Annotated in this window: 17 protein-coding genes; 7 read left to right on the forward strand and 10 right to left on the reverse strand. The window is 61.4% G+C overall.

The genetic code is table 11. From position 1 onward, the window contains the following. The first annotated feature begins 89 nt into the window (after positions 1-89). The gene (gene waaC, locus ACQKRQ_RS22330) at positions 90-1,094 is read left to right on the forward strand and encodes a lipopolysaccharide heptosyltransferase I (RefSeq protein ID WP_427479444.1); all 1,005 of its coding nucleotides are present in this window, start codon (positions 90-92) and stop codon (positions 1,092-1,094) included. 389 nt (positions 1,095-1,483) lie between these two features. Here the strand turns inward: waaC and ACQKRQ_RS22335 are convergent, their stop codons facing one another. Then, positions 1,484-1,678, reverse strand: a complete 195-nt coding sequence (locus ACQKRQ_RS22335) for a hypothetical protein (RefSeq protein ID WP_427479446.1) — start codon at positions 1,676-1,678, stop codon at positions 1,484-1,486. A gap of 116 nt (positions 1,679-1,794) precedes the next feature. Between ACQKRQ_RS22335 and ACQKRQ_RS22340 the strand changes: the two genes are divergently transcribed. Next, entirely contained in the window at positions 1,795-1,929 is a 135-nt protein-coding gene (locus ACQKRQ_RS22340) for a hypothetical protein (protein WP_012432108.1), read from the forward strand. A gap of 54 nt (positions 1,930-1,983) precedes the next feature. On the opposite strand, the gene ACQKRQ_RS22345 is transcribed toward ACQKRQ_RS22340, so the two are convergent. The 5 genes from ACQKRQ_RS22345 to ACQKRQ_RS22365 all read right to left on the reverse strand — a co-directional run bounded on the left by ACQKRQ_RS22345 (position 1,984) and on the right by ACQKRQ_RS22365 (position 7,571). Continuing rightward, positions 1,984-2,163, reverse strand: a complete 180-nt coding sequence (locus ACQKRQ_RS22345; protein ID WP_132375620.1) for a hypothetical protein — start codon at positions 2,161-2,163, stop codon at positions 1,984-1,986. Between the two features lie 214 nt (positions 2,164-2,377). After that, a complete protein-coding gene (locus tag ACQKRQ_RS22350) occupies positions 2,378-3,685 on the reverse strand; it encodes an MFS transporter (RefSeq protein WP_427479448.1) in 1,308 nt (435 codons plus the stop codon). Between the two features lie 489 nt (positions 3,686-4,174). Then, entirely contained in the window at positions 4,175-4,681 is a 507-nt protein-coding gene (locus tag ACQKRQ_RS22355; RefSeq protein WP_132375616.1) for an energy transducer TonB family protein, read from the reverse strand. Between the two features lie 374 nt (positions 4,682-5,055). Next, positions 5,056-6,462 (reverse strand): argininosuccinate lyase, encoded by a 1,407-nt coding sequence (argH, locus tag ACQKRQ_RS22360; protein WP_408180662.1) that lies wholly within the window; start codon positions 6,460-6,462, stop codon positions 5,056-5,058. A 296-nt stretch (positions 6,463-6,758) separates the two neighbouring features. Continuing rightward, complete coding sequence (locus ACQKRQ_RS22365) at positions 6,759-7,571, reverse strand: helix-turn-helix transcriptional regulator (RefSeq protein ID WP_427479450.1); 813 nt, start codon at positions 7,569-7,571, stop codon at positions 6,759-6,761. Positions 7,572-7,724: 153 nt separating this feature from the next. Between ACQKRQ_RS22365 and ACQKRQ_RS22370 the strand changes: the two genes are divergently transcribed. After that, positions 7,725-8,477 (forward strand): class I SAM-dependent methyltransferase, encoded by a 753-nt coding sequence (locus ACQKRQ_RS22370; RefSeq protein WP_427479452.1) that lies wholly within the window; start codon positions 7,725-7,727, stop codon positions 8,475-8,477. A gap of 74 nt (positions 8,478-8,551) precedes the next feature. Here ACQKRQ_RS22370 and ppc read toward each other — a convergent pair whose 3' ends face one another. Next, positions 8,552-11,764, reverse strand: a complete 3,213-nt coding sequence (ppc, locus tag ACQKRQ_RS22375; RefSeq protein ID WP_427479454.1) for a phosphoenolpyruvate carboxylase — start codon at positions 11,762-11,764, stop codon at positions 8,552-8,554. A gap of 413 nt (positions 11,765-12,177) precedes the next feature. Here ppc and hemC point away from each other — a divergent pair, with 413 nt between their 5' ends. The 3 genes from hemC to ACQKRQ_RS22390 are packed head-to-tail and all read left to right on the forward strand — an operon-like array spanning position 12,178 to position 16,417. Continuing rightward, positions 12,178-13,206, forward strand: a complete 1,029-nt coding sequence (gene hemC, locus ACQKRQ_RS22380; RefSeq protein ID WP_427479456.1) for a hydroxymethylbilane synthase — start codon at positions 12,178-12,180, stop codon at positions 13,204-13,206. After that, positions 13,206-15,224 carry a fused uroporphyrinogen-III synthase HemD/membrane protein HemX gene (gene hemDX, locus ACQKRQ_RS22385; RefSeq protein ID WP_427479458.1) on the forward strand — a complete coding sequence of 673 codons (2,019 nt, stop codon included), beginning with the start codon at positions 13,206-13,208 and terminating at the stop codon, positions 15,222-15,224. The genes hemC and hemDX overlap by 1 nt, the downstream gene beginning before the upstream one ends. Positions 15,225-15,226: 2 nt before the next feature. Further along, positions 15,227-16,417 carry a heme biosynthesis protein HemY gene (locus ACQKRQ_RS22390; RefSeq protein ID WP_427479459.1) on the forward strand — a complete coding sequence of 397 codons (1,191 nt, stop codon included), beginning with the start codon at positions 15,227-15,229 and terminating at the stop codon, positions 16,415-16,417. A gap of 148 nt (positions 16,418-16,565) precedes the next feature. On the opposite strand, the gene ACQKRQ_RS22395 is transcribed toward ACQKRQ_RS22390, so the two are convergent. Both ACQKRQ_RS22395 and ACQKRQ_RS22400 read right to left on the reverse strand, forming a co-directional pair. Beyond that, complete coding sequence (locus ACQKRQ_RS22395; RefSeq protein WP_427479461.1) at positions 16,566-17,033, reverse strand: hypothetical protein; 468 nt, start codon at positions 17,031-17,033, stop codon at positions 16,566-16,568. Between the two features lie 550 nt (positions 17,034-17,583). After that, complete coding sequence (locus ACQKRQ_RS22400) at positions 17,584-18,162, reverse strand: hypothetical protein (protein ID WP_427479462.1); 579 nt, start codon at positions 18,160-18,162, stop codon at positions 17,584-17,586. A 579-nt stretch (positions 18,163-18,741) separates the two neighbouring features. On the opposite strand from ACQKRQ_RS22400, the gene ACQKRQ_RS22405 reads away from it, so the two are divergent. Beyond that, positions 18,742-19,611, forward strand: a complete 870-nt coding sequence (locus ACQKRQ_RS22405; protein ID WP_427479464.1) for a hypothetical protein — start codon at positions 18,742-18,744, stop codon at positions 19,609-19,611. 195 nt (positions 19,612-19,806) lie between these two features. On the opposite strand, the gene ACQKRQ_RS22410 is transcribed toward ACQKRQ_RS22405, so the two are convergent. Beyond that, positions 19,807-22,911, reverse strand: coding sequence for an SIR2 family protein (locus ACQKRQ_RS22410; protein ID WP_427479466.1), 3,105 nt, complete (start codon positions 22,909-22,911; stop codon positions 19,807-19,809). Between the last annotated feature and the right edge of the window lie 338 nt (positions 22,912-23,249).

The following is a 23,249-nucleotide window of genomic DNA, read 5'->3' on the forward strand; positions in this document are numbered from 1 at the left end:
TGACCGATAGACGCGCTGACTCGCTCGGCAATGATTATCCTGTTGGTCGGCTAAAATGCTTGGATGTTCGAACAACTGACAGGTCTTTAATGAAGCGAGTCCTTATCGTCAAGGTCACTTCGCTCGGCGATATCGTGCAGGCCTTGCCGGTGGTCGCCGATATCAAGCGCGCGTTTCCTGGCGTTCAGGTGGATTGGGCCGCCGACGAAGCATTCGCCGAAGTGGTGCACTGGAGCGAGAACGTGGACCGCGTGTTGTGCGCGCCGCTGCGCCGCTTCAAGAAAGCGCGCCGCTGGGCCGATTTCAAATCGATCTGGGCGTCCATCGCCGAACTGCGCGCCTATCGCTACGATTTCATCATCGACATCCAAGGCGTGTACAAGAGCGCGATCATTGCGTTTCTGGCGCGCTCGTCGCGGCGCATCGGCTACCGGGCCCCGGATCTGGGGGAGCAGGGCGCCGCGTTCGCTTATACCGGGCGATTCGGCCCGCGTCCGAAATGCAATGCGTGGCATGGCATGCGCATCAGCGCGGGCGAGGCGCTGGGCTATGAGATAGAAGGCCCGGCGGTCTTCAATCTGCGGCTGCCGGAGCCGGCCGGGCTTCCCTTCGAGTCGAACGGCGCACCGGTTGCGGCATTTTTTCACGCCACCTCGAAAGACGACAAGAAATGGCCGGTGGGCCATTGGGTAGCGATCGGCCGCGAGCTGGCGCAGCGTGGTTTTCAACTGGTGCTGCCGTGGGGCTCGGAAGGCGAGCGGCTCGAGGCGGAGCAGATCGCGTCGCAATTGCCGGGCGCGACCGTCCTGCCGAAACTGAGCGTGACGGAAATCGCGCAGATGATCGACGCGTGCTCGCTCGTGGTCGGCACCGACACCGGCTTTGTCCATCTCGCGCACGCGCTGCAGAAGCGCACCGTGATGATCTTCGTGGCGACCCCGCCGTCGCATTACGGCATCGAATCACCGTTCCGCTCCATTTCCATCGGCGACGGCCACTCAGTGCCGCCCATCAGCGCCGCGCTCGAGGCGATCGACTACGTTCACACCGAGGCGCATGACGTCGCCGTGCAGCACGGCTCCGCTGGCGTCTGAGCACGCCTTCTCGCGGCGCGGTCCTGCGCAATCGTTTGCTCGAAAAGAAAAGAGGCGTGACGCGCAGTCCACTCAAACAAATGAGCGCTGCCTCGTAACGCCTCCGAAAACGCCCGTGTCGGGGAACAGCGGGCGGAGAGGAATCGTTGCAAACGACACATCCGGGTACGCGCTGAGCGGTGACCACACACGCGCTCAGTGCTGACGCGACGGCCGCCGCCTGGCGGTCCGCCGGGTTCATCTGCCGGGTATGGGTGCGAATGTCCGCACGGTTTCGTGCGGCACTTCGGCTTCCCCACAGCCGCGGATCCAAAAAAGGCGTCGCGCATTACACGCCTGTTAAATCTGTCGCTTTTCGTTGAGCGCCTAATTGGCTACTCGCGCATTTTTCATGTCGCCAAAGGCGCCGGCGCGGTGCGCGCATTCGTAGGCACACTATCCGGCATCTTTACCTTGCCGCGCATGCGCCGCCAGCAAGGCACGCGCCGAACCGACACGTTCAAACCAGTATAGGCGGTGTTTTCCTCTGATGTGAATTCGTCGTGATCGCGCGCCGGACGCAGCGTGTTGCGCGCGTCGATCATGTAACACCTCGGTGATCTTCCCTTACAAATGGCAACGCTCGCGCAAGGCGCCGTCGTGTTCAATCGAGTCATTCGGGGTTTCGGCTCGAATGAATCTGACTCGACGGAGAACAAATATGAAACGCTTAATCTTGAGCCTGATCGCAGGCACGCTACTCGCAACGGCACTTGGCGGTTGTATCGTCGCGCCGGCACCGGGCTACTACGGCGGCGGTGGTTACTACCATCACGGCGGCTATTACTACCGTTAATGGTTCCAGCTGAAGCCGCGGCGCGTATGAGGGCGCTGCGGCGCTGACCGTCAATCAGGCCAGCAGCATTTCAAACGCGACGACCGCGGCGATGGCAGCGGCATTCGCAGCCAGCGCTTCCACGACGATGCCTTTCCACGTCGCCGGCCGAAAGCGCAATGCAAGCAACAGCGAACAGAGCAGCGCCAGCGCAATGATCATCACGACATCCGCGTTGTGAAGATGAACGTTCATCCGTGCCTCCCTGCTACCTATAGGGTTATTTGAGTCGAGTATAGGCATGTCAAAAAGACGCGCAAGGCCGGGAATTTACTCAGGAATGCTCGGCAAGCGGAGGGCGTGAAGCGGCAGGGAGGCGGGGGGAGGTGGCCGATGCCGCCGCGGCGTGAGAAGCGCGCGCCGGGCGGCATCGAGCGAAGAGTCAAGGCGCCGAGATCGGCGCCCCTCGTTACATCAGCTGTGTGTCGCGCGTTTCACGCATGCACAGCACGCCGATCATGCTCACGGCCGCGGCGATCGACACATAGGCGCCAACCCAAGGCAGCCCGCCGCGCGCGGCGAGCATCTGCGCGATATACGGCGCGACGGACGCGCCGAGAATCCCACCGAGGTTGTACGCGACACCCGCGCCGGTATAGCGCACGTTGGTCGGGAACAACTCCGGCAGCAGCGCGCCCATCGGCGCGAAGGTCACGCCCATCAGGAACAGTTCGATGACGAGGAACAGCAGTACCAGCGACGTCTGTCCGCTGCCGAGGAGCGGCGCCATCGTGAAGCCCGACAGGATCGCCGCGATGATGCCGACGATCAGCACCGGCTTGCGCCCATAGCGGTCGGCGGCCCAGGCCGACAGCGGCGTGGCGAGCGCCATGAACACCACGGCGATGCACAGCAGGCCGAGGAACGTCGGCCGCGGAATATGCAGCACGGAGACGCCGTACGACAGCGAAAACGTGGTGGCGTTGTAGAACAGCGTGTAGCAGACCACCATGGCGAGCGCGCCGAGCAAAGTCGGCAGCCAGTGTTGCGACAGCAGTGTGGCGATCGGCACCTTCACGCGTTCCTGACGGTCGATCGCTGCCTGGAACGCCGGCGTCTCGGCGATTTTCAAGCGCACGTACAAGCCGAGCGCGACCAGCACGGCGCTCACCAGGAACGGCACGCGCCAGCCCCAGCTACGGAATTGTTCGTCGCTCAAGGACAGCGCCAGCGCGAAGAACAGGCCGTTGGAAGCCAGAAAGCCGATCGACGGCCCGAGTTGCGGGAACATGCCGAACCAGCCGCGTTTGCCGGCTGGCGCGTTCTCGGTGGCGAGCAGCGCCGCGCCGCCCCATTCGCCGCCCAGACCGATGCCCTGGCCGAAGCGCAAGATGCACAACAGGATCGGCGCGGCGCTGCCGATCGAGTCGTAGCCGGGCACGAAACCGATCAGCGTGGTGGACAGCCCCATCACCAGCAGCGACGCCACCAGCGTCGATTTACGGCCGATCCGGTCGCCGAAGTGGCCGAACAGGAACGAGCCGATCGGCCGCGCCACGAAGGCGATGCCGAACGTGACGAAGGCCGACAAGGCCTGCGCCGTCGCCGAGCCATGCGGGAAAAACACCGGTCCGATGACGAGCGCCGCGGCGGTCGCATAGACGTAGAAATCGTAGAACTCGATCGCGGTGCCGATAAAGCTCGCGAAGATGATCCGCGAACTCTTGTTCTGCCCGGCCGCATTGGGCTGGGTCGCGGAAATCGGCGAAGTGGACATGCAGGGTCTCCATGTGTCGTGATGCCGTTGGGCGCCCGGTTCGTGAGCCGGTGGTGCGCGTGTGTGGGCGGCATCTTTGTTCAGGTTCATGCGCCTCGCGTCGGTCGCGGGCCGGTGGGCGGCCACGCACGGCGCGAGCGACTGTGCGACAGCTTACAACGGCAACTGGCGAACGCGCTCCTGCCAGGCGAAAAACCAGGCGGGACGCGTGACGTGTGCGGCGAGCAAGGTAAAGCGGCCGGTGCGGCGCGAGGCCTTGATGATTTGCGATCAGGGCAGCGGCGCACGCATCGTGCCTCAAGCAGGCGGCGCTCGCGGATGGCGCGGCGGCGCTGCAATCGGGCTCTTGCCGCGCCCGCGGGTGAGCGGGCGGCGTGAGCCATGCCGGAAGGATCCGGCGCAGGGAATCGGAAAATTATAACGAGCGCGGCCGCGCCGCAGCAAGGCGGCGCCGGGCTCGCCGCGTGCGTTGCACGAAACGAACCGCGTTCAGTCGATGGTTTGCGCTTGCGGCGAGGCGAACTCGCGAAGCTGGAATTTGCCGTTGTCGTTGAAAAGCCAGTCTTCGAACAGTTCGAGCTGGCCACGGCCGTTCAGCAACTTGCCGGGCGGCTGCGGCAGCGGTGCGGCGCGCCGCAAGGTAGCGAGCGCGGTGCTCTCGGCTTCGTCGTCGCCGTTGGTGCGATACACGGATGACTCCACGACGTGGCCGTTGCGATCGACCGTGAACGACACCACCACCAGCGAGCGCAGCATCGCTTGCGGCGTGCCGCGCAGCACATAAGACGGATTGCGTTCGATGATGCGCCTCGCCACGGCATCGCGGTATTGATCGAGTGTGGCGCTGTTGATGGCGGCCGCGGGCGTCGGTACGGTCGCGCTTGGCGGTGGCGTGATGGTGCAGCCAGCCATGGCGATGCCCAACGCAGCAACGAGCAGCGTGCCGCGCACACGGCGTCCGGTCAGGCAGCGAAGGTGACGCGTGCGAGTGAGCATTGTCGGAGAAAAACTCGGGCAGGATGTAATTTGATGGTAGTCAAAAACCGCCAGGAATCAATTGGCGTTCGCCCGCAATATGTGGCCCAACCATCTGTAATAGGCTGAAATATGAGCGAATTGGTGCGCGGCGAAAACGCGCCTACACTCTGATGGCCTCTTTCGAGAGGCATCGGTGGAAGTCTTTCATTTAGCCCGCTTCGCGCGGGCTTTTTCTTTTTCGCGGCGCGGTTCACGCGGGCCCGTGCGGCGCAAAAAACAAAAGGCGAACCCGACTACGAGTTCGCCTTTCTATCCACAAGCTACGAGCAAGAGACAAGCAAGCGATGAGCGCGTGATCTCGCCTCAGCGCTCGCCGCTCACAGCGCGACCTGTTACTTCAACGCTTCGCGTGCCGCCTTAACCGCTGCAAGCACTTGCTCCGGCGCCGTGCCGCCCGGATGATTACGGCTCGCCACCGACCCTTCCAGCGTCAGATACGAGAACACATCTTCGCCGATCAGATGCGCGACATTCGGCAATTCCTTGCGCATTTCGTCGAGCGTCAGATCCGCCAGATCGCAGCCGCGATCCGCGCACACGCGCACGGCCAGCGCCACCGCTTCGTGCGCATCGCGGAACGGCAGGCCGCGCTTGACCAGGTAGTCGGCCAGATCGGTAGCCGTGGAGAAGCCTTGCAGCGCGGCGTCGCGCATGGCTTGCGGCTTCACCGAAATACCGGCGACCATTTCAGCGAAAATGCGCAGCGTATCCGCAACCGTATCCACGGTGTCGAACAGCGGCTCCTTGTCTTCCTGATTGTCCTTGTTGTACGCGAGCGGCTGACCCTTCATCAGCGTCAGCAGCGCGATCAGATGGCCGTTCACACGGCCGGTCTTGCCGCGCGCGAGTTCGGGCACGTCCGGGTTCTTCTTCTGCGGCATGATCGACGAACCGGTGCAGAAGCGGTCGGCCAGATCGATGAAGCCGACGCGCGGGCTCATCCACAGCACGAGCTCTTCGGAGAAGCGCGAGATGTGCGTCATCACGAGTGCCGACGCCGCCGTGAATTCGATCGCGAAGTCACGGTCGGACACCGCGTCGAGCGAGTTCGCGCAGATGCCGTCGAAGCCCAGCGTCTTCGCCACCGCGTGACGGTCGATCGGATAGCTGGTGCCGGCGAGCGCGGCCGCGCCGAGCGGCAGACGGTTCACACGCTTGCGGCAATCGATCATGCGCTCGGCGTCGCGCGAAAACATTTCGACGTAAGCGAGCAGGTGATGGCCGAACGTGACCGGCTGCGCCACTTGCAGGTGCGTGAAGCCCGGCATGATGGTCGAGGCGTTTTTCTCCGCCATGTCGAGCAGGGCCGTGCGCAATTCGGTCAGCAAGCCGCCGATCCGGTCGATCTCGCCGCGCAGCCACAAACGGATATCCGTCGCCACCTGGTCGTTACGCGAGCGGCCGGTGTGCAGGCGCTTGCCGGCGTCACCGATCAGCGCGGTCAGGCGCGCTTCGATATTCAGGTGCACGTCTTCCAGATCGAGTTGCCACTCAAACTCGCCTCGCTCGATTTCACCCTTGATCTGCGCCATGCCGCGTTGGATCGCGGCGAGGTCGTCGGCGGCGATGATCTTCTGCGCGGCCAGCATCGAGGCGTGCGCGAGCGACCCTTCGATGTCGACGAGCGCCAGACGCTTGTCGAAGAAAACCGACGACGTGTAGCGTTTGACGAGCTCCGACATCGGCTCCGAGAAGCGAGCCGACCAGGCTTCGCCTTTTTTGTGCAGTTGGGACGTCATGGTGTTGAGCAGTTAAGCGGCAGTTGAGCGAGCGGTGAGGAAGCTGACGACGCGAATGCACGTGCCGTGCAAAGGTGCCGCCGAAGCGAGGAAAGACAGGGATTTTAACACTGGGCGCGGGCCGGAAAGACTCGGCAGGCTTTCAAGTCTCGTACGCGACACAGCCGAAGTTCGCACGGGCAACTTGCGCGAACCCGGGCGGCGCCTCGCCGGCACGGCCCAGGTTGGGCGATGCGGATGGCGGCTGGGGCGCACGTCGAGTGCGTGTGACGCCAAGGCCGTCGCCCCGCCGACGCCTACTCGCGCACCAGCACCACCAGCTTCAGATCCTCGCGATGCGCGGGTTTGAACGTGATCTGGTCGTACACGATGCGGCCTTCGCGCGGATGGTTGAACTCGCGCCGTCCGCCTTCGCGGCCGCCGACGTCCTGCGAGGCCCAGAAGCGCGCGAACGCGTCGCTCGCGGCGGTGAGCGAGTCGATCAGCGCGCGGGTGGGCGCGTCGTTCAGATGGCGGATCGAGTCGGCGCGGAATTCGGCGGCGAGCCGCCGCGCGCGGGTTTCCCAATCGACGATCAGCTCGCGCGCGGCCGGTTCCGTGAAGGTGTAGCGCAGCAGATTGCGGTCGTGCGCGCCGTCCAGCCAGCCGACGAACAGGTCCGTGGCGCGCTCGTTCCAGGCGAGCGCATTCCATTGACGGTCGAGCACGTAGGCCGGCGCGCTCACGAGTTGCACGGTTTCCAGCAGGGTGGCGGGCGCGTCGGCGGCGGCCGGATCGGGTTCCGCCGGGTCGCGCTGGGCGGCCAGTTCGAACAGATAAGCCCGTTCGGCGCGCGACAGTTGCAACGCAACCGCGATGCGCGCGAGGGCGTCGGCGGAAGCGGAGACCGGACGTCCCTGTTCGATCCACGTGTACCAGGTCGGGCTCACGCCGCACAGTTGCGCGACTTCTTCACGCCGCAAACCTGGCGTGCGGCGGCGCGGCCCCGGCGGCAGGCCGACCGCTTGCGGCGAGAGCCGCTCGCGGTGAGCGCGGATGAAGTCGCCGAGCGCGCGGGCCGGGGTGGCGTCGAGCGGCGGCGGGTTGTCGGCGGAAGACGGCATGGTCATTCTGTTCGGCGGCAGGTGGCGGAAGTGGAGGGAGGTAATGGAGATACCAGAATAATTGCTTAACTTGTACTGGTACATCGCGGGATCTATTGTAGCGTTTGGAACGGCACAACGCCTTCCAGCGCTACCCCGAATACATAACCGGAGCCTCCCATGAAGCATCACGATCAGGTCGCCGACGCCTTCGGCTCGACCGCCGCCGCCTATTTGACGAGCCCGACCCATGCCACCGGCGCCGATCTGCGGACGCTGGCCGAATCGATCGCGGCGACGCCGGATGCGACGGTGCTCGACATGGGTTGTGGTGCGGGCCACGCGAGTTTCGCGGTCGCGCGGCACGCGAAAGCGGTGGTCGCCTACGACATCGCGCCGCAAATGCTGGCGACGGTGGAAGGCGCAGCGAAGGAGCGCGGTCTCGCCAACATTCGCACGCAACAGGGCGCGGCCGAAGTGCTGCCGTTCGACGATCATTCGTTCGACTGGGTGATCAGCCGGATGAGCGCGCATCACTGGCACGACGTGCCGCTCGCGCTCGCCGAAGTACGGCGTGTGCTGAAGCCGGGCGGCAAGGTGTTGTTCATCGATATCGCCGGCAGCGATCATCCATTGCTCGACACGCACATTCAGGCCATCGAGTTATTGCGCGACGCCTCGCATATTCGCGATTACCGTGCCGACGAGTGGCTCGCGTTATTTGCCACGGCCGGGTTCAAGGCATCGATTCGCGCGCGTTGGCGCATCAACATCGAGTTCAGTTCGTGGGTGGCGCGCATGCGCACGCCGGAACCGCGCGTGGTGGCGATTCGTTCGATGTGGGCGAATTCGCCGGATGAAGTCCGTCAATACTTCGACGTGCAGGAAGACGGCTCATTCAAGCTCGACGCCTTGATGATCGAAGCGCAATGAAAAAAGCCGTGCGCGACGAACTACGTCGCGCACGGCTTGAGTGCTCAAATGCGTGTGATGAATTGCGTTCGCGCTTAGCCCGTATTGCGCAAGCCGGCCGCAATCCCGTTGATGCTCAAATGAATCCCGCGCCGCACGCGCGCGTTGGTGTCGCCGCCGCGGTGACGCTTGAGCAACTCCACCTGCAAGTGATTGAGTGGATCGAGATACGGGAAGCGATTTTTGATCGAACGCGCGAGCAGCGGGTTCTCCGCGAGCCGCTCACTCTTGCCCGTAATCTCCGACAACACCTTCGACGTGCGCTCCCATTCCGCGACGATCCGCTCGAACACGTGCTTGCGCAGTTTCTTGTCGGATACGAGCGCGGCGTAGCGCGAAGCGACCGCGAGGTCGGTCTTCGCCAGCACCATGTCCATGTTCGACAGCAGGTTCGAGAAGAACGGCCACGTCTTGTGCATTTTCTTCAGCAGCGCGAGACGGCGCGTGCGTTCGGCGTCGCTCGGCGCGCTGTCCAGATGCGCGGCCACCGCGCTGCCGAACCCGTACCAGCCGGTCAGCAGCAAACGGCATTGGCCCCATGAGAAGCCCCACGGAATTGCGCGCAGATCTTCGATCTTGCGCTGCTTCGGGTCCTGCAGTTTGCGCGAGGCCGGCCGGCTGCCGATGTTCAACTCCGCGATCTCCGCGATCGGCGTCGATTCGAAGAAATACTCCTTGAAGCCCGGCGTTTCGTAGACCAGCGCGCGGTAGGACGCCATTGCGGCGTCGGACAACTGCTGCATCGTTTCTTCGAACGCGGGCAGTTGCGCCGGCGCAATGCCGTGCGGCAGCAACGACGCTTCGAGCGTCGCGGCGACCACCGTCTCCAGATTGCGCCGGCCGATCTCCGGATTGCCGAACTTGCTCGCGATCACTTCGCCCTGCTCGGTCAAACGGATCTGGCCGTCGACGGTGCCCGGCGGCTGCGACAGAATCGCCTGATAGGTCGGACCGCCGCCACGGCCCACGGTGCCTCCGCGTCCATGGAACAGCCGCAGCGTCACGCCGCGTTCGTTGAAGAGCGACACCAGCGCGAGTTCGGCGCGGTACAGCTCCCAGTTCGACGTGAGGAAGCCGCCGTCCTTGTTGCTGTCCGAATAGCCGAGCATCACTTCCTGCTCGTTGCCCTGATGTTCGATCAGCGCGTCGACGCCCGGCAGCGCGATCAGATCGCGCATGATGTGCGGTGCGTTGCGCAAGTCGGGGATCGTCTCGAACAGCGGGATCACCATCAGGCCCGCCTGCGCCGGATCGTTCGCATCGCCCAGACGTCCGTGCAGCAGGCCGGTTTCCTTTTGCAGCAACATCACTTCGACCAGATCGCTCACGGTCTCGGTGTGCGAGATGATGTAGTTGCGCACCGCACGCGCGCCGAATTTTTCGCGCGTGATACGCGCTTCTTCGAGCACGCCGAGTTCGCTCTTCACGAGATCGGAGTACTCCGCGTACGGCAGGCGCAACGAACGCGGCTGCGCCAGTTCGGCGAGCAGCACCTTGAGTTTTTCTTCTTCTGTGAGCGCCGCGTAGTCGTCTACGACGCCCGCGCGCTTGAGCAGTTCGGCGATCACCGCTTCGTGAATGTCGGAACTCTGGCGCAAGTCGATGCTCGCCAGATGGAAGCCGAACACTTCGGCGGCGCGCGCGAGCGGCGACAGACGCGGTGCGGCGAGCGGCGCGCCGTGATGCTCGGCGAGCGAATCGATCAGCACGTGCAGGTCGCGCTCGAATTCGGACGAATCGCCGTACGGCTTGGCGCGTATCGGCGCCGCGCCGCGGCCCGCGCTGCGCACCGGCACGCTGCCTTCACCGAGGCGCACGCGCGCACTTGCCGCGAGCCGCGTGTACATGCCGATCAATGCGCGGCGATACGGCTCGTCGGTGCGATGCGGCGACTGGTCGGGCGAGGCGGCGGCGAGCTCCTTCAGGGCGTCGCTGGCGCCGGCCAGCAGGTTCGACACCGACAACTCGGCGCCGAGCTTGTGCACCTGCTCCATGTAATGCTCGAAGATCACCGCGGCCTGGCGGGTGATCGCGTTTTCGAGCGTCTCGGCCGTAACGTTCGGATTGCCGTCGCGGTCGCCGCCGATCCAACTGCCCATCTGGAAGAACGGCGGCAGGCGCGCGTCGATGCCGTGTTCGGTGAGCGCTTCTTCGATATCGGCGTAGAGCGCCGGGATTTCTTCGAGGAAGGTGGCGCGGTAGTACGACAGCGCGTTCTCGATTTCATCGGCCACGGAAAGGCGCGAATCACGCAGCATGCGCGTTTGCCACAGCGACGTGACGCGCGCGCGCAGCATCGCTTCGTTGTGCGCGCGTTCGCGGTCGGTCAACTGCTGGTCGCGTTCGGCGAGCAGACGCGCGACGTCGTGCTGCGCGTCGAGAATGCTCTTGCGCTGCACCTCGGTCGGGTGCGCGGTCAGCACCGGCACGATCAACGCGTTGTTGAAGAACTGCTGCAGCACCGGCGTGGCGGCCGCGTTGGCTTCGACGAGCCGCTCGAGCGCGTGGGCGATCGTGCCCGGTTGCGAGGTCGAGCCGGCCAGCGCGTGAATCCGGTGGCGGCGATTGCGGTGGCGGTCTTCAGCAATGTTCGCGAGATGCGAAAAGTAGCTGAACGCGCGCACCACGCTGACCGTTTGCTCCGGGCTCAGCGAGCGCAGTTTCTTGTCGAGCGTTTGCGCGGCGGCGCTGTCGTCTTCGCGGCGAAAGCGCACGGCGGTCTGACGGATCGTTTCGACGACGTCGAACACCGCGTCGCCTTCCTGCTCGCGCAGCACGTCGCCGAGCAGGCGTCCGAGATAGCGGATGTCCTGGAACAGCGGATGGTCCTTGTCCTCGCGCGTGCGGCCGTTGTTCTTCGGCGCGGACGCGGAAGAAGGCGCGGCGCTGGACGATTCATCTGGCACAGCCTGCAGCGCGGGCGCTTGCGGGGCGTCGGCGACGACCTTGATCTTCGTGGCGCCGCCCTTGGCGGCCTTTTGCGCCTTGGCGGCGGATGCGGCTTGTGTCGTCTTATCCGTTTTGACTGCCTTCACGGTCTTGTCCGTCTTGACGGGCGTGGAGGTTTTGGCGGCCTTGCCGGCTTTGGCAGCGTGAGCAGCCTGAGCGGGTTTGCCGGCGCGTTTGGCCGATGTCGGCCCAGCAGCGGCGGCGGCGGCAGAGGCGGCGGGCTTGGCGGCGTCGGCCGCGCGAGCGTTGGGCGATGCAGTGTTGCGGCGGGCAGGGCGCGCCGATCCGGAAGACGTCACGATGGGTTTCCTCAGGGAAGCCAGGGTCTGTTGAGTGATGAACTGCTACTGCGGAACTGCACTATGAACTGCAACGTGAACTGCAAAGGGAACCGCGCGAAACGGTATGCGCCGATGGCGATACGCCTGAGAGGAGACTGTGCGCCTGAACGGTGCCGCGCATCCGCACGACACTTGTTCGAGGCACCTGCGACACCTGAGCCACGTCAGGCCGCATTGCATCATCCCGCATGCGGCGGCCCGGTGCGCGAACGACCGTGCGTGAACAGGCTGGGATGGGGCAGGCGCGCGCAGCGCGAAGCCCGTCTCCTCCATCGATACCGCTTCAGCACGGCGCTCCGCCGCGTCTTGAGACACAAGGGCGCGTGCTAACATTGTTTGTTATTACATCCCGTCATTCGATCAGCAAGCTAATGAACACCGAGACGTTTTCCACGCCACCCCACACGCTTGTGATTGCGTCGCGAGAAAGCCGCCTGGCCATGTGGCAAGCGGAGCATGTGCAATGTGCGCTGCACAAATTATATCCATCTTGTGACGTAAAAATCCTCGGAATGACAACACGTGGAGATCAAATTCTCGATCGCACTTTGTCGAAGGTTGGTGGTAAGGGCCTCTTCGTGAAGGAACTTGAAGCCGCGCTCGCCGACGGCCGCGCCGACCTCGCCGTGCACTCGCTCAAAGACGTGCCGATGGAATTGCCCGAAGGCTTTGCGCTGTCCACCATCATGGAGCGCGAAGATCCGCGCGACGCGCTGGTCTCCAACGACTACGATTCGCTCGCCGCACTGCCGGCCGGCGCCGTGGTCGGCACCTCCAGCCTGCGCCGCGAGGCCATGCTGCGCATGCGTTATCCGCACCTCGAAGTGCGGCCGTTGCGCGGCAACCTTGATACGCGTCTGTCGAAACTCGATCGCGGCGATTACGCGGCGATCATTCTGGCCGCAGCCGGTCTGAAGCGTCTGGGTCTGGGCGAGCGCATCCGCGCGCTGCTCGATCCCGAAGACAGCCTGCCCGCGGCGGGCCAGGGCGCGCTCGGCATCGAGATTCGCGCCGACCGCGCAGACCTCGCTGCATGGCTCGCACCGTTGCATCACGACCACACGGCAGCCGCCGTCGAAGCGGAGCGCATGGTTTCGCGCGCGCTCGGCGGCAGCTGCGAAGTGCCGCTCGCCGCGTACGCCATGTGGCGCGACGGCGCGCTGCATCTGCGCGGCATCGTCGCCACGCCCGACGGGCAGCGTGTGCTGAGCGCACAGGCGTCGGCGCCCGCGCCCAGCGTCGAACGCGCCGTCGCGCTCGGCCAGGAAGTGGCGAGCGCGCTCGAACAGCAAGGCGCGATGGACATCGTTCGCGCGCTCAGCACCGCCAGCGGTCCCGCCGCTGCGAAGCAGGGCACGGCGCAAGACGGCGCGCCGGACAGCGCGGCGACCGGCGAGTGATGGCGGCCGATATCCCCGGCAACACATCCCCATCCGTCGACAAGGCGGCGTTCACGGTCGTGATTACGCGACCGGCCGGTCAGTCGAACGAACTGATCGCGCGACTCGCCGCGGCCGGCATCGCCACGCTCGACTTTCCGCTGATCGACATCGCGCCCGTCACCGACGAGGCGCCGTTGCGCGCCGCGTTGGCCTCGCTCGAACGCTATGCGCTCGTCGTGTTCGTGTCGCCGAATGCCGTCGATCACGCGTTTGCCCGCAGCGATGCGATCTGGCCGCATGCGCTGCCGATCGGCGTCGTCGGGCCGGGCAGCGTGCAGGCGCTGGCGCGCCACGGCGTGGCCGCGCCTGCCTACAACGTGATCAGTCCGCCGTCCGGCGCGGATGAAGACACCGCTCGCTTCGATTCCGAAGGTCTCTTTGCGGCGATCGACAGCGCGCTCGACGCGACCAGCCTCGAAGGCAAGCGTGTGCTGATCGTACGCGGTGACGGCGGCCGCGAGTGGCTCGCCGACCGGCTGCGCGAAGCCGGTGCCGAAGTCGACACCGTCGCGGCGTACCGCCGCCTCGTGCCGGAGCCGTCGATCGGCGGCTGGGCGCGCGTGCACGAGTTGCTCGCGGGCGTGCCGCACGTCTGGCTACTCACCAGTTCCGAAGGCGTGCGCAATCTGCACGAGCTGGCGCAAGACCACCTCACCGCCGACGAAATCGCGCAGCTCAAACGCGCCGCGCTCGTCACGCCGCATCCCCGTATCGCGCAGACCGCGCGGGCATTGGGTTTTGATAGCATTACGGTGTCCGGCGCGGGCGATGAGCGCATTGCCCGCGCGCTGATTGCCGCCGTCCCGACCGTAGTCCAACCGGTACCGTCCAACCCGGCTCATTCACCGGCTAAATCACGCATGACTGAAACGAACGCATCCACGAACGCTTCACCCCAGCCGGCCGCGACCACTGCGTTGCCGCCGAATCAACCCTTCACGCCCTACGAAGCGCAAAAGCGCCATAGCGCGAGCGGACCGCTGCTGTGGTTTGTCGTCGTGATCATTGCTTGTGCCGCGGGCGTGGGCGGCTATGCGCTCAATCGCAAGGTGGAGCGCACCGAGCAGCAGATCGTGCAGCGCCAGCAAGCCAACGACACGCAGACCAACGAGCTGCGCATCAAGACGGAACAGGCGCTCGCCACCGTGCATCAGTCGGACTCGCAGGTCGCGCAACTCGAAGGCAAGCTCGCCGATGCGCAAGCCGGGCAGCAGGCGCTGCAGCAGCAATACGCGGATCTTGCGCGCAATCGCGACGACTGGACCCTTGCCGAAGTCGGCCAGATGCTCTCCGCCGCCAGCCAGCAGTTGCAGCTCACCGGCAACACGCAGCTCGCGCTGTTCGCGCTGCAAAGCGCCGACACGCGTCTCGCCGCCTCGGACAGCCCGCAGGCGGTCACCGTGCGCAAGGCGATCGCGCAAGACATCGACAAGCTGAAGGCCGCGCCTTCCACCGATCTCACGGGCATGGCCATCAAGCTCGACAACGCGATCGACCAGGTCGACAGCCTGCCGCTCTCGGGCGAAGCACCGATCGCCCATGCCACGCCGCAAGCCGCGACGTGGGCCGACACGGCCAAGGTGGCCGCGGCCACCGGCGAGCCGCGCTGGAAGGTGTGGTGGCGTGAAGTGACCACCGGCATCGGCCAGCAGTTGACGAGCCTCGTGCAGGTGCGCCGCATCGACAATGCCGACGCGATGCTGGTCACGCCCGACGAGGGCTACTTCGTGCGCGAGAATCTCAAGCTGCGATTGCTGTCGGCGCGTCTCGCCTTGCTCTCGCGCAACGAGACCACGCTGAAGTCCGACCTGCAGGCGGCGGAGAATGCGCTCACGCGTTACTTCGACAATTCGTCGAAGAAGACGCAAACCGTGACCGATCTCGTCAAGCAGGTGGAGGCGGGCTCGGCCGCGGTTGAACTGCCGAATCTGAACACGAGCCTGCAGGCCGTCAATCAATACCGGAGCCGAGGTTAATCATGGCGATCCGGGGACTTCTATGGCTTGCGTTGCTGTTCGCCATCGCGGTGGTGCTGGCGGTGGTCGGACGCTTCGACATGGGGCAGGTGCTGCTGATCTATCCGCCGTACCGCGTCGACATGTCGTTGAATCTGTTCGTGGTCGGGCTGGTGGTGTTGTTCATTCTGATGTATGCGCTGCTGCGCATCTTCCGCAATATCTGGCGCATGCCGCAACGTGTGGCCGCTTATCGCGCGCGCTCGCGTGTCGCGAAAGCGCATGCCGCGCTGCGTGACGCGATCGGCAATCTGTACGCTGGGCGTTTTTCGCGTGCTGAGAAAGCAGCCAAAGACGCGCTCGCGAATGGTGATAACAAGGGCGCGGCGGGTTTGATCGCGGCTACGGCGGCGCATCGCATGCATGAATATGCGCGGCGCGACGAATGGCTTTCGCAGATCAACGAGGCCGACTGGCAGGACGCACGGCTGATGGCCACCGCCGACATGCGCGCCGATGGCCGTGACGCTGACGGCGCGCTGACGGCGCTGACCGAAATGCAGTCACAGGGCGCGCGGCGCATTCACGCGCAGCAGATCATGTTGCGCGCGCAACAGCAATTGAAGAACTGGAGTGAAGTGCTCAAGCTCGTCAAGATGCTGGAAAAACGCGAAGCGATTCATCCGGCTGTGGCGGTGCGCTTGCGCCAACTCGCGGCGGAAAACCTGCTGCGTGACCGGCGTCACAATGCCGATGCGTTGCTGGAGTTGTGGAATTCGCTGTCGCCCACCGAGCGTCATTCGCCGCGTCTCGCGGATCTCGCGGCCGAACTGCTGGTGGCGCTGAACCGTCCGCAGGAAGCGCGCAAGATCGTCGAGGAAGCGCTGGCGCAAAACTGGGACGCGCGCTTGCTGCGCCGCTATCCGGATACGGCTGGCGGCGACGCGTTGCCGCTGATTCAGAAGGCCGAAGCGTGGCAGAAGGATCGTCCGGAAGATGCGGACTTGATGTTCGCGCTGGGGCGCTTGTGTCTGCATCAGCAGTTGTGGGGCAAGGCGCAGTCGTTCCTTGAGCGCGCGCTGAAGCTCGCGGATAACGAGACGTTGAAGATTCGCTCGCATCGCGCGTTGGCGCGGTTGCATGAGCAGCTTGGTGATGCGGAGAAGGCGAGCCAGCATTATCGCGAGAGTGCGTTGGCGATGAATATTGTTTGAGGGTTTTTGAGCGGCGTGTTTGTTCTTGGTGCGTTGCTTTCAGAGCTTGAAGTTACTGGTTGATGAGATGATGGCCGCAGCGGATGCTGCGGCCATTTTTTATTCATGCTTCACGCTGTGCCTGTTCTGTGGTGCTCGATTTGATCGCTTAGTGCGGTGCAGTGGACGGTTGTTGCACGGCGGTGGAGGACAACTTGATCATCGCGCTTTTCGTGGATGGCTTTTTGCGGGGCGAAGCGTTTGCTTCTTCGTTGGGCGCTTTTGCTCTTTGCGATGCTTCAGCCAGCAAGTTCGTCGCATGCTGCGCGGTGATGCGGCTGCGCGGGACGCCCTTTGCGTCGAGTGCAATCACCTGGAATAACTCGCGGTCGGATTCGAGTTCCTGCTGGTATTGCTCGGCCGTGTCTACCAGCAATTCGAGTAGCGTTCGGTGACGCTTTCTTTCGTCGTGGGTAATCGCAGGATTTCTAACTATTGAGGACGCGAGTGTGATCAAGGTTTCCAGTTGATTTGCCTGCCGGTCGCATAAATCGAATGCGGAAAGGGCAAGTTTTTCGTACTGGAGTGCGTCGACTGGTGGGCGCGAAGTCGGTTGATTTTTGACGGGCTTGGTCATGGTGCGATCTCCTTGTTGCTTCTTTGGATCGCCCGGACACGCATCTTTGGGGGGAGGGGTGAGCGGGCACGTGGCGGGGTTAGCAGACCGGCGTTACGTCAAACCGGCGAGCCTTGCGGCTCCCCCACCACAGCCCGCCCATAGGAATATAGACGTGCAGAGGTAGACGCATTCCCACCTGGGTGGGAATGCGGACGTAACGGTCAGGCTGCTAAACCTGGTCAACGGGTGTCTCCCGAAGACTTGATAATTATAAGGGAGTGGGGCTGTCTCGGATTTGGTGTTTGGGGGGGGAATGTTGGGATTGGCTGAACGGATAAGGGGAATAGGCGGGAGGGTGATCGGTCGGAGGTTCGCCTGTACCCGCGCAATTTCGTAGATAGTTGACTGGCCTTCGTGACTTGTGGCGTTCCATCCAATGCCGGTCTTGTGAGCCCCGGGATTGGAAAACGCGGAGGACTGAAGTCGACTCAAGCCAGTCATACGAGCGGCACGACTGCAGCGACTGTTACCGCCTCGATAGCGGCCCTTTTTGTATTCGTGTGCGGCGTTATAGCATTCCGTTCGCGCGGGAGATAAACACCACCGCCCGCACGATCCAATACAGGATCGCGAATCCGCCAATTAGCAGGGAAATGCCCAGCAGCATTTGTACAGGCTTGGAGAACTGTCGCACGAGCTGAAAGCGGACGTTCTTGGCGGCGCCATCCTTTGAACGGACGCCCACCAGCACTGGCGGCGTGGTGTGGCTTAAAACCTGAATCTGTAACCATTCTTTCGGCCCTAGGGAGCCGACGTTGACCGTGTGGGTTCCGTCCGCCGCTATCGTCTCTGTGTAGTCGCGACGCGGATGAAGCTGAAAATGATCTACCTTGGTCTGGTGCATTATCTGTACGTCCTCGGCAGCCTTGCGCCCAAGGTTTTGTACCGTCAGGGTTGACGTTTGGACCTTCAGTGGTGTTGGCGCAGGCGGTGTCATGGGAACGGCAAATATGAAGTCGTGCGGTATCCACCAGCCCAGTTTCGCTCCCGGTTCCAGCCAGCGCTGAATAGCCCAAAACAGAAGGCCGATAGCGCCCGTAATAATCGCGGCGATTAGCCTGTCTGAAAGCGTTTCGATTCTTGGCATGATTCCCTCGATGTCGCTTGTTGTTCTCTGCCGGCAGTTTTGTTTTCAGCCTGGCGAAATTATCGACGCATGAGGATCGGTAGGCAATCGTCTTGCGAATTGCCTTGTGTAAGGAAATAACGTTCAAGGACCGCTTTCTGGGGTAACCGGCCAGTTTTCCGACGTCCGCTTTCGGCCGCCGTATGGCAGACATTGGCCGAACCCGGTCTGCCGCTGGGTTGAAGCTTATCTGCCTTGGACGGGCTTCGTCCGGCAGAAGTCGACCCGGAGCGGGCGTTCACCCTCGCCTAGAGCGGACATTCGCACGTGAAGTTTTCGATTCGCAAAAGCCTATGGTCGCCCCACAATCACGAGAGGAGACTCTCCGTCGAGCGTACAGCGGTGGGCGTTAGCGAGATCGCTGCGCGCATATTGTTGCGAAGCCGAGACTCGCCGTCGCCCGTCGCGGACCTTGTGACAACTGGCTTCTGGTTCATTTTGAATCAGCGCGGATACCCGATTCTTCTTATAATGCTGAGCCAAAGGCGTTCTGCTGTGAATAAATGACGAGAAAAGCTCGATTCGGGTTCGGGGATGAATATGGACTGGTACGAAGTACGGCAGTTTGGTGAGCGGATAGAAGAGATTGAGACGTTTTTGATCGAAATCGCTGCGAACGAAGAGCAGCTTTTGACGCTCGGATTCCATAGGGCACTGACCCTCCCTGGGGCTGCGGCGGGACTGCACGCCATGAAGACATTCAACGCCGATTTCGCATCTCTGCGGCGATATGCCCAACGATTTGACGGTTTTCTTGCAAAGGATTTCGATCGTCTAAAGACCGACGGAAAGCTTACGGAGCAACTGTCTTTGGTGGCTCTCCGGTTGAGGATGGCGGAGGCTAGGAAGCCGATGACCGCGACGCTTTCCGTAGTCAACCAAGTGGCGCTGTACTTGCCGTACATCTCCAGACTCGTGAAGAGTAAGGGCATGTTTGGTGAGGAACCCGTATCGCTTCAAAAAGCTATCCTTCAACTAGGCAGCCTACGGGCAACTGTAAGTATCTTTGAAGAAATCACGGTTGGTCGACATCTCCAGGATAGTGACCTTTTTAAGCCGTCGAATGTCAGCACAGATCGTATTGCTGACTTGATTGATGGTGCACTGGCAAGCGTTGGACAATTGAGTTCTATCACCTCAGAGGAAAGGGAAAAAATCGAAGGATATTTGAACGAGGCGAAGCAGGAAGCCTTATCGCCCTCGCCGTCTTGGTCAAAAATTGTCGGGGCGTTAATGATAGTCGCGACAATCGTCGGCGGCTTGGGAGAAGCCGAAAATGCCGCAAAGAATGTACGAGATGCAATCGAATATATTTTGGGCACATCAGTTAGACAGCCGCGTGAGCGGCAATTGCCAGCGCCGAGCGTCGATGACTTCACTAAGCCAGCGGCGAAGATAGTCGCATTGTGATGATCGAGCCGGCGTGTTCCGCCGCGGCGAGTTTGGCGCAAACATAGGGAGCGCGCTTTTGGCCCGAGCCACTTGGGCCGGCAATTGTTGACGATCTGGCTAGCGATAACCAGTGACCGCTCCTGGCCCGACTCGCGACGGCGGCCATTGGTATCGGAGATGTCGCACGGCAAACGGGCGCTCAGGGTGTTTGTATCACGCTGTCTTTTTGCCTCGCATGGTTGCGGCCGGCCCCATATACGTAAAGCCTATGCTAAAAGTAAGGGCGGTGCCCTTTCTGTAGCTTCGCCACGTATTGTTATCCACCTCAGAGCAGTGAAAGAAAATCGAGGTTTGTTGCCCGTACGGGGTTATCCACGCGTAGTCGGTTTCCAATCGGGAAATGGTACCTTCAAAATATTTCACCGTATTATTTTCGCGAATTCTCCCCGCTATAGCGACCTTTACCCGCCGTGGTACTCGCGCCAATTTTAGAGATGCAAATCGCTCCGACGCCTCCGGGAATTTTCCGTTCAGGTAGAGCCGTCGCGCAAACCAAAACTGCGACGTGTAATTCGTGTCGCCATCGGTAAACGATCGACGCCAGCAGGCCTCAGCTTCGCGCCCCTCTTCCGGGAAATTGCGATCGATCAACCTTGCCAGAGCGCCATTCAGCCATTTATCGCCGGGAAGAACCCGCACAGCATCCTCCAAGACTTTTCTAGCAGCGGGGTAGTCGGCCTTGGCTTCATACAAACGACTGAGAGCCTTCGCAATAAATGGGCTCGCCGGATTTTTCGCAATCGCTTTTCCGAGGGCTTTGAGCGCTCGCTCATGGTTATGCAAAAGTTCCGAGAACTCCGCCTCGGCAGACAGCAGATGTTCATCGTTCCGAAACTGCTGCAATCCACTACTAAGTGCCTGCTCGACCTCCTTCGTTGCGGCGGTGACATCCTCATCGGGTGAATTCAATTTTTCCATCAATTCCCGTAGCCGCCCTAGCGCCAATCTTACTAAAGTGCCGTGACCGTGACTGCTATCCGCATTTGGGCCTGTTAATCGGCTGGCATATTGCTGCGCTTGCGACAAGTGCAGTTGACGCTCAACGTCAGTCGTCGAGGAATTGGCACGAGCGATTTCTAATTCGGACAGCGTATGGGTTATAGATTTGTCGTTTGGCAGAATAGTTCTGGCACGAGAAATCAGCTCGCTAGCCCGCTTCAGATTGCCATTGGGACGTTTCATTTCATATATCGCGTGCTGCTGGAGCAGATATCCGTCTTCTGAAGAAGTTTCAGATGCAACGCGGAAAAGTTCCTCGACCATTAACGGATCAGAAAAGAGTTCCCGCAAATTCCTAGCCCGAATTGATTCCCTAAACGCAGTTCGATCAGGTGTATATCCAACATCAATTTCTCGGAGAATGGAAATGTAAAGATCGAAGCGGTCAGTCTGCGTTGGCAGGGCCCGCTCGAAGACAATTTGTGCCACCCATGGATGCCTAGCACGGTAGGCCATATCACGGGCAGGCCTATATTCCTCAGCTAAGACGATCGACTCTAATGGGCCGAAAAAGTGTTGCTTAAACTCGATAAAGGACACGCCAGTCAACCTATGTACGAGACCAGCTCGCACAGGGACATTCATGCGGTTAAGCGCACAGACCACAAGGTAAATTCGACGAGCGCGGTCGCTGACAATGCCTCGGTATTCGTCGAACACGATATCGGGAAAAGACTTTCCGCTTGTTATTTCATAAAGAGCCACTAGGAGTTGCCTATCGGCATAAGAAAGAAAAGCTTCCCTTCGCTGATCAATACTCTTAGCTGCTAAATCTCCTAAACAGTTGTGCTGTTCCAGCTTTCCTAATATTCCATCGATTTCTGGCAAGGATAGTGATCGAAGCGTATGGTCGCCATCTAATAGGGGGGATAGTGATTCACCGTCAACGTTCCACTCGTTCGTCCGTTCGGTAACAACGATCGTTAGCTGGAGTTTATGTGTGCGAGCACCACGAACGAACGTTTCAAATTCAGCGGTCCGACGTACAACGCCGTCAACGAACAAAAATAATCTCTCGCCCAGCAGGCTGCAAAGTTCAGCGACGGGGCCGATTACTAGCCGGGCATCCGATCGGACATAGAGCACGACCTTTTCGAAAGTTACTGCGGTTTCGTACGCAATTCTTTTAAGAAATACCGTCTTACCTGATCCCGCATATCCAGTGATAAGGTAGAAATCTGTCAAGCGTGGACGCTCGGACTCTTCCAACAAGACAACTTCGGAGAGGACAGTGTCAACCAGAGTTCGTTTGGCGTCATACGCGGCGATGATGGCACTCCAACCGTACGATGCACCTTTATAAAAAGCGGCCGCACTTGGGGCCTCGGCTTTCATCTCGGCTTCGACGTAGAAAACGTCGTTCGTCAGAAAACTTATCAACTCGCCAGACGGTTCGGCGTGGCTTGAAAATCGCTTGGAAATCGGATGACCTTGAGCGGTAGATTTATATCCACGAAGCCCCGGCGGTATTTCAATTTGGAGGGTCGCCATAAAATCGTCGAATGTCCCAGCGATTGTCGTTATATGCTTCCCCTCCCACATTTTCGAATCGCGCTCGGATGGATGTGGCGTGACGACGTAATGCCTAGGCCGAGACATACTTGGCGCTGTCAGTTCTAATAAGATTGCGCGAATATCGGCATCTTCAATCTGATACCCAACGTACACGACGCTGTATTCGCCGGCCAATTCGGTGAATCGAGAAAACAATTTTTGCCGATTAGTCTTATGGGTGACATACTGATCAATCGTTAAAATAAGCGGATATCTGTCGTCATCGACCAGGCTAATGCAGCCGTGCAGCTTTATTAACGGCACTGTGTCCGGTTCGCGCAATTCCTGATCAATTCGATCAATATTGCGCAGCAGAGGAACAGGAGTCTGCAAACGCCGGGCGTTTTCTCCGTACGCTTTCTCGATGATTTGATCGTAGTTGGTAGTGAAAAGCGCTATCCATCGAAAATCAGCTATTGCCTTTTGCGTTGCACTCGGCTTAAACGGATTAAAGATTTCCGCGATATAGCGTTGTACCGTCCTGATGTCTGAAGCATCAATGCAGTATTCGGCGATTAGTGACAGGGCTTTGTCGTCAGAGTCGCCTCCCAAGAATTTTCTGGAAAGTAGCCTCCCAAGCTCCTTGCCGGACGGCGGTGCCTTCGGGTCAACCGCCGATGCTGCGCCCCAAGACGCACCTGCTCCGAGGAACAACACTGCTTTTCCCGCGCGTATCTGTTCAATCAGATGATGAGGAATTACCATGGGCCGGTTTCTCTAGGGTTAGGGGAAGCAAGCTGCCGCTTATGAGTGTGACGTATGCGCCGCGCTGTGGATCATATTTTTGGCAGTTATACGCCAAACTTCCGTTGTCGAATGATGCCAATCGAATCTCCCCTGATGGCCGGTTTGCTATGTTCTTGGCTGGCCCGAGGACAAATCATTTCATGTGCTCTGTCGGCCATTGATGGGTCATGTTGCCAGCCATGTGCGTGCGGTCGATTTTTGACGGAAGCGGGCGACGCGCTGGCAAAGAGGAGCTGCAGTTATCAGCGGACAGATTGTTGCCGATCTAGCTAGTTACGTCGAGTGTCCGCACCTGG

The sequence above is a fragment of the Paraburkholderia sp. NPDC080076 genome (genome assembly GCF_050281145.1).
Lineage (GTDB): Bacteria > Pseudomonadota > Gammaproteobacteria > Burkholderiales > Burkholderiaceae > Paraburkholderia.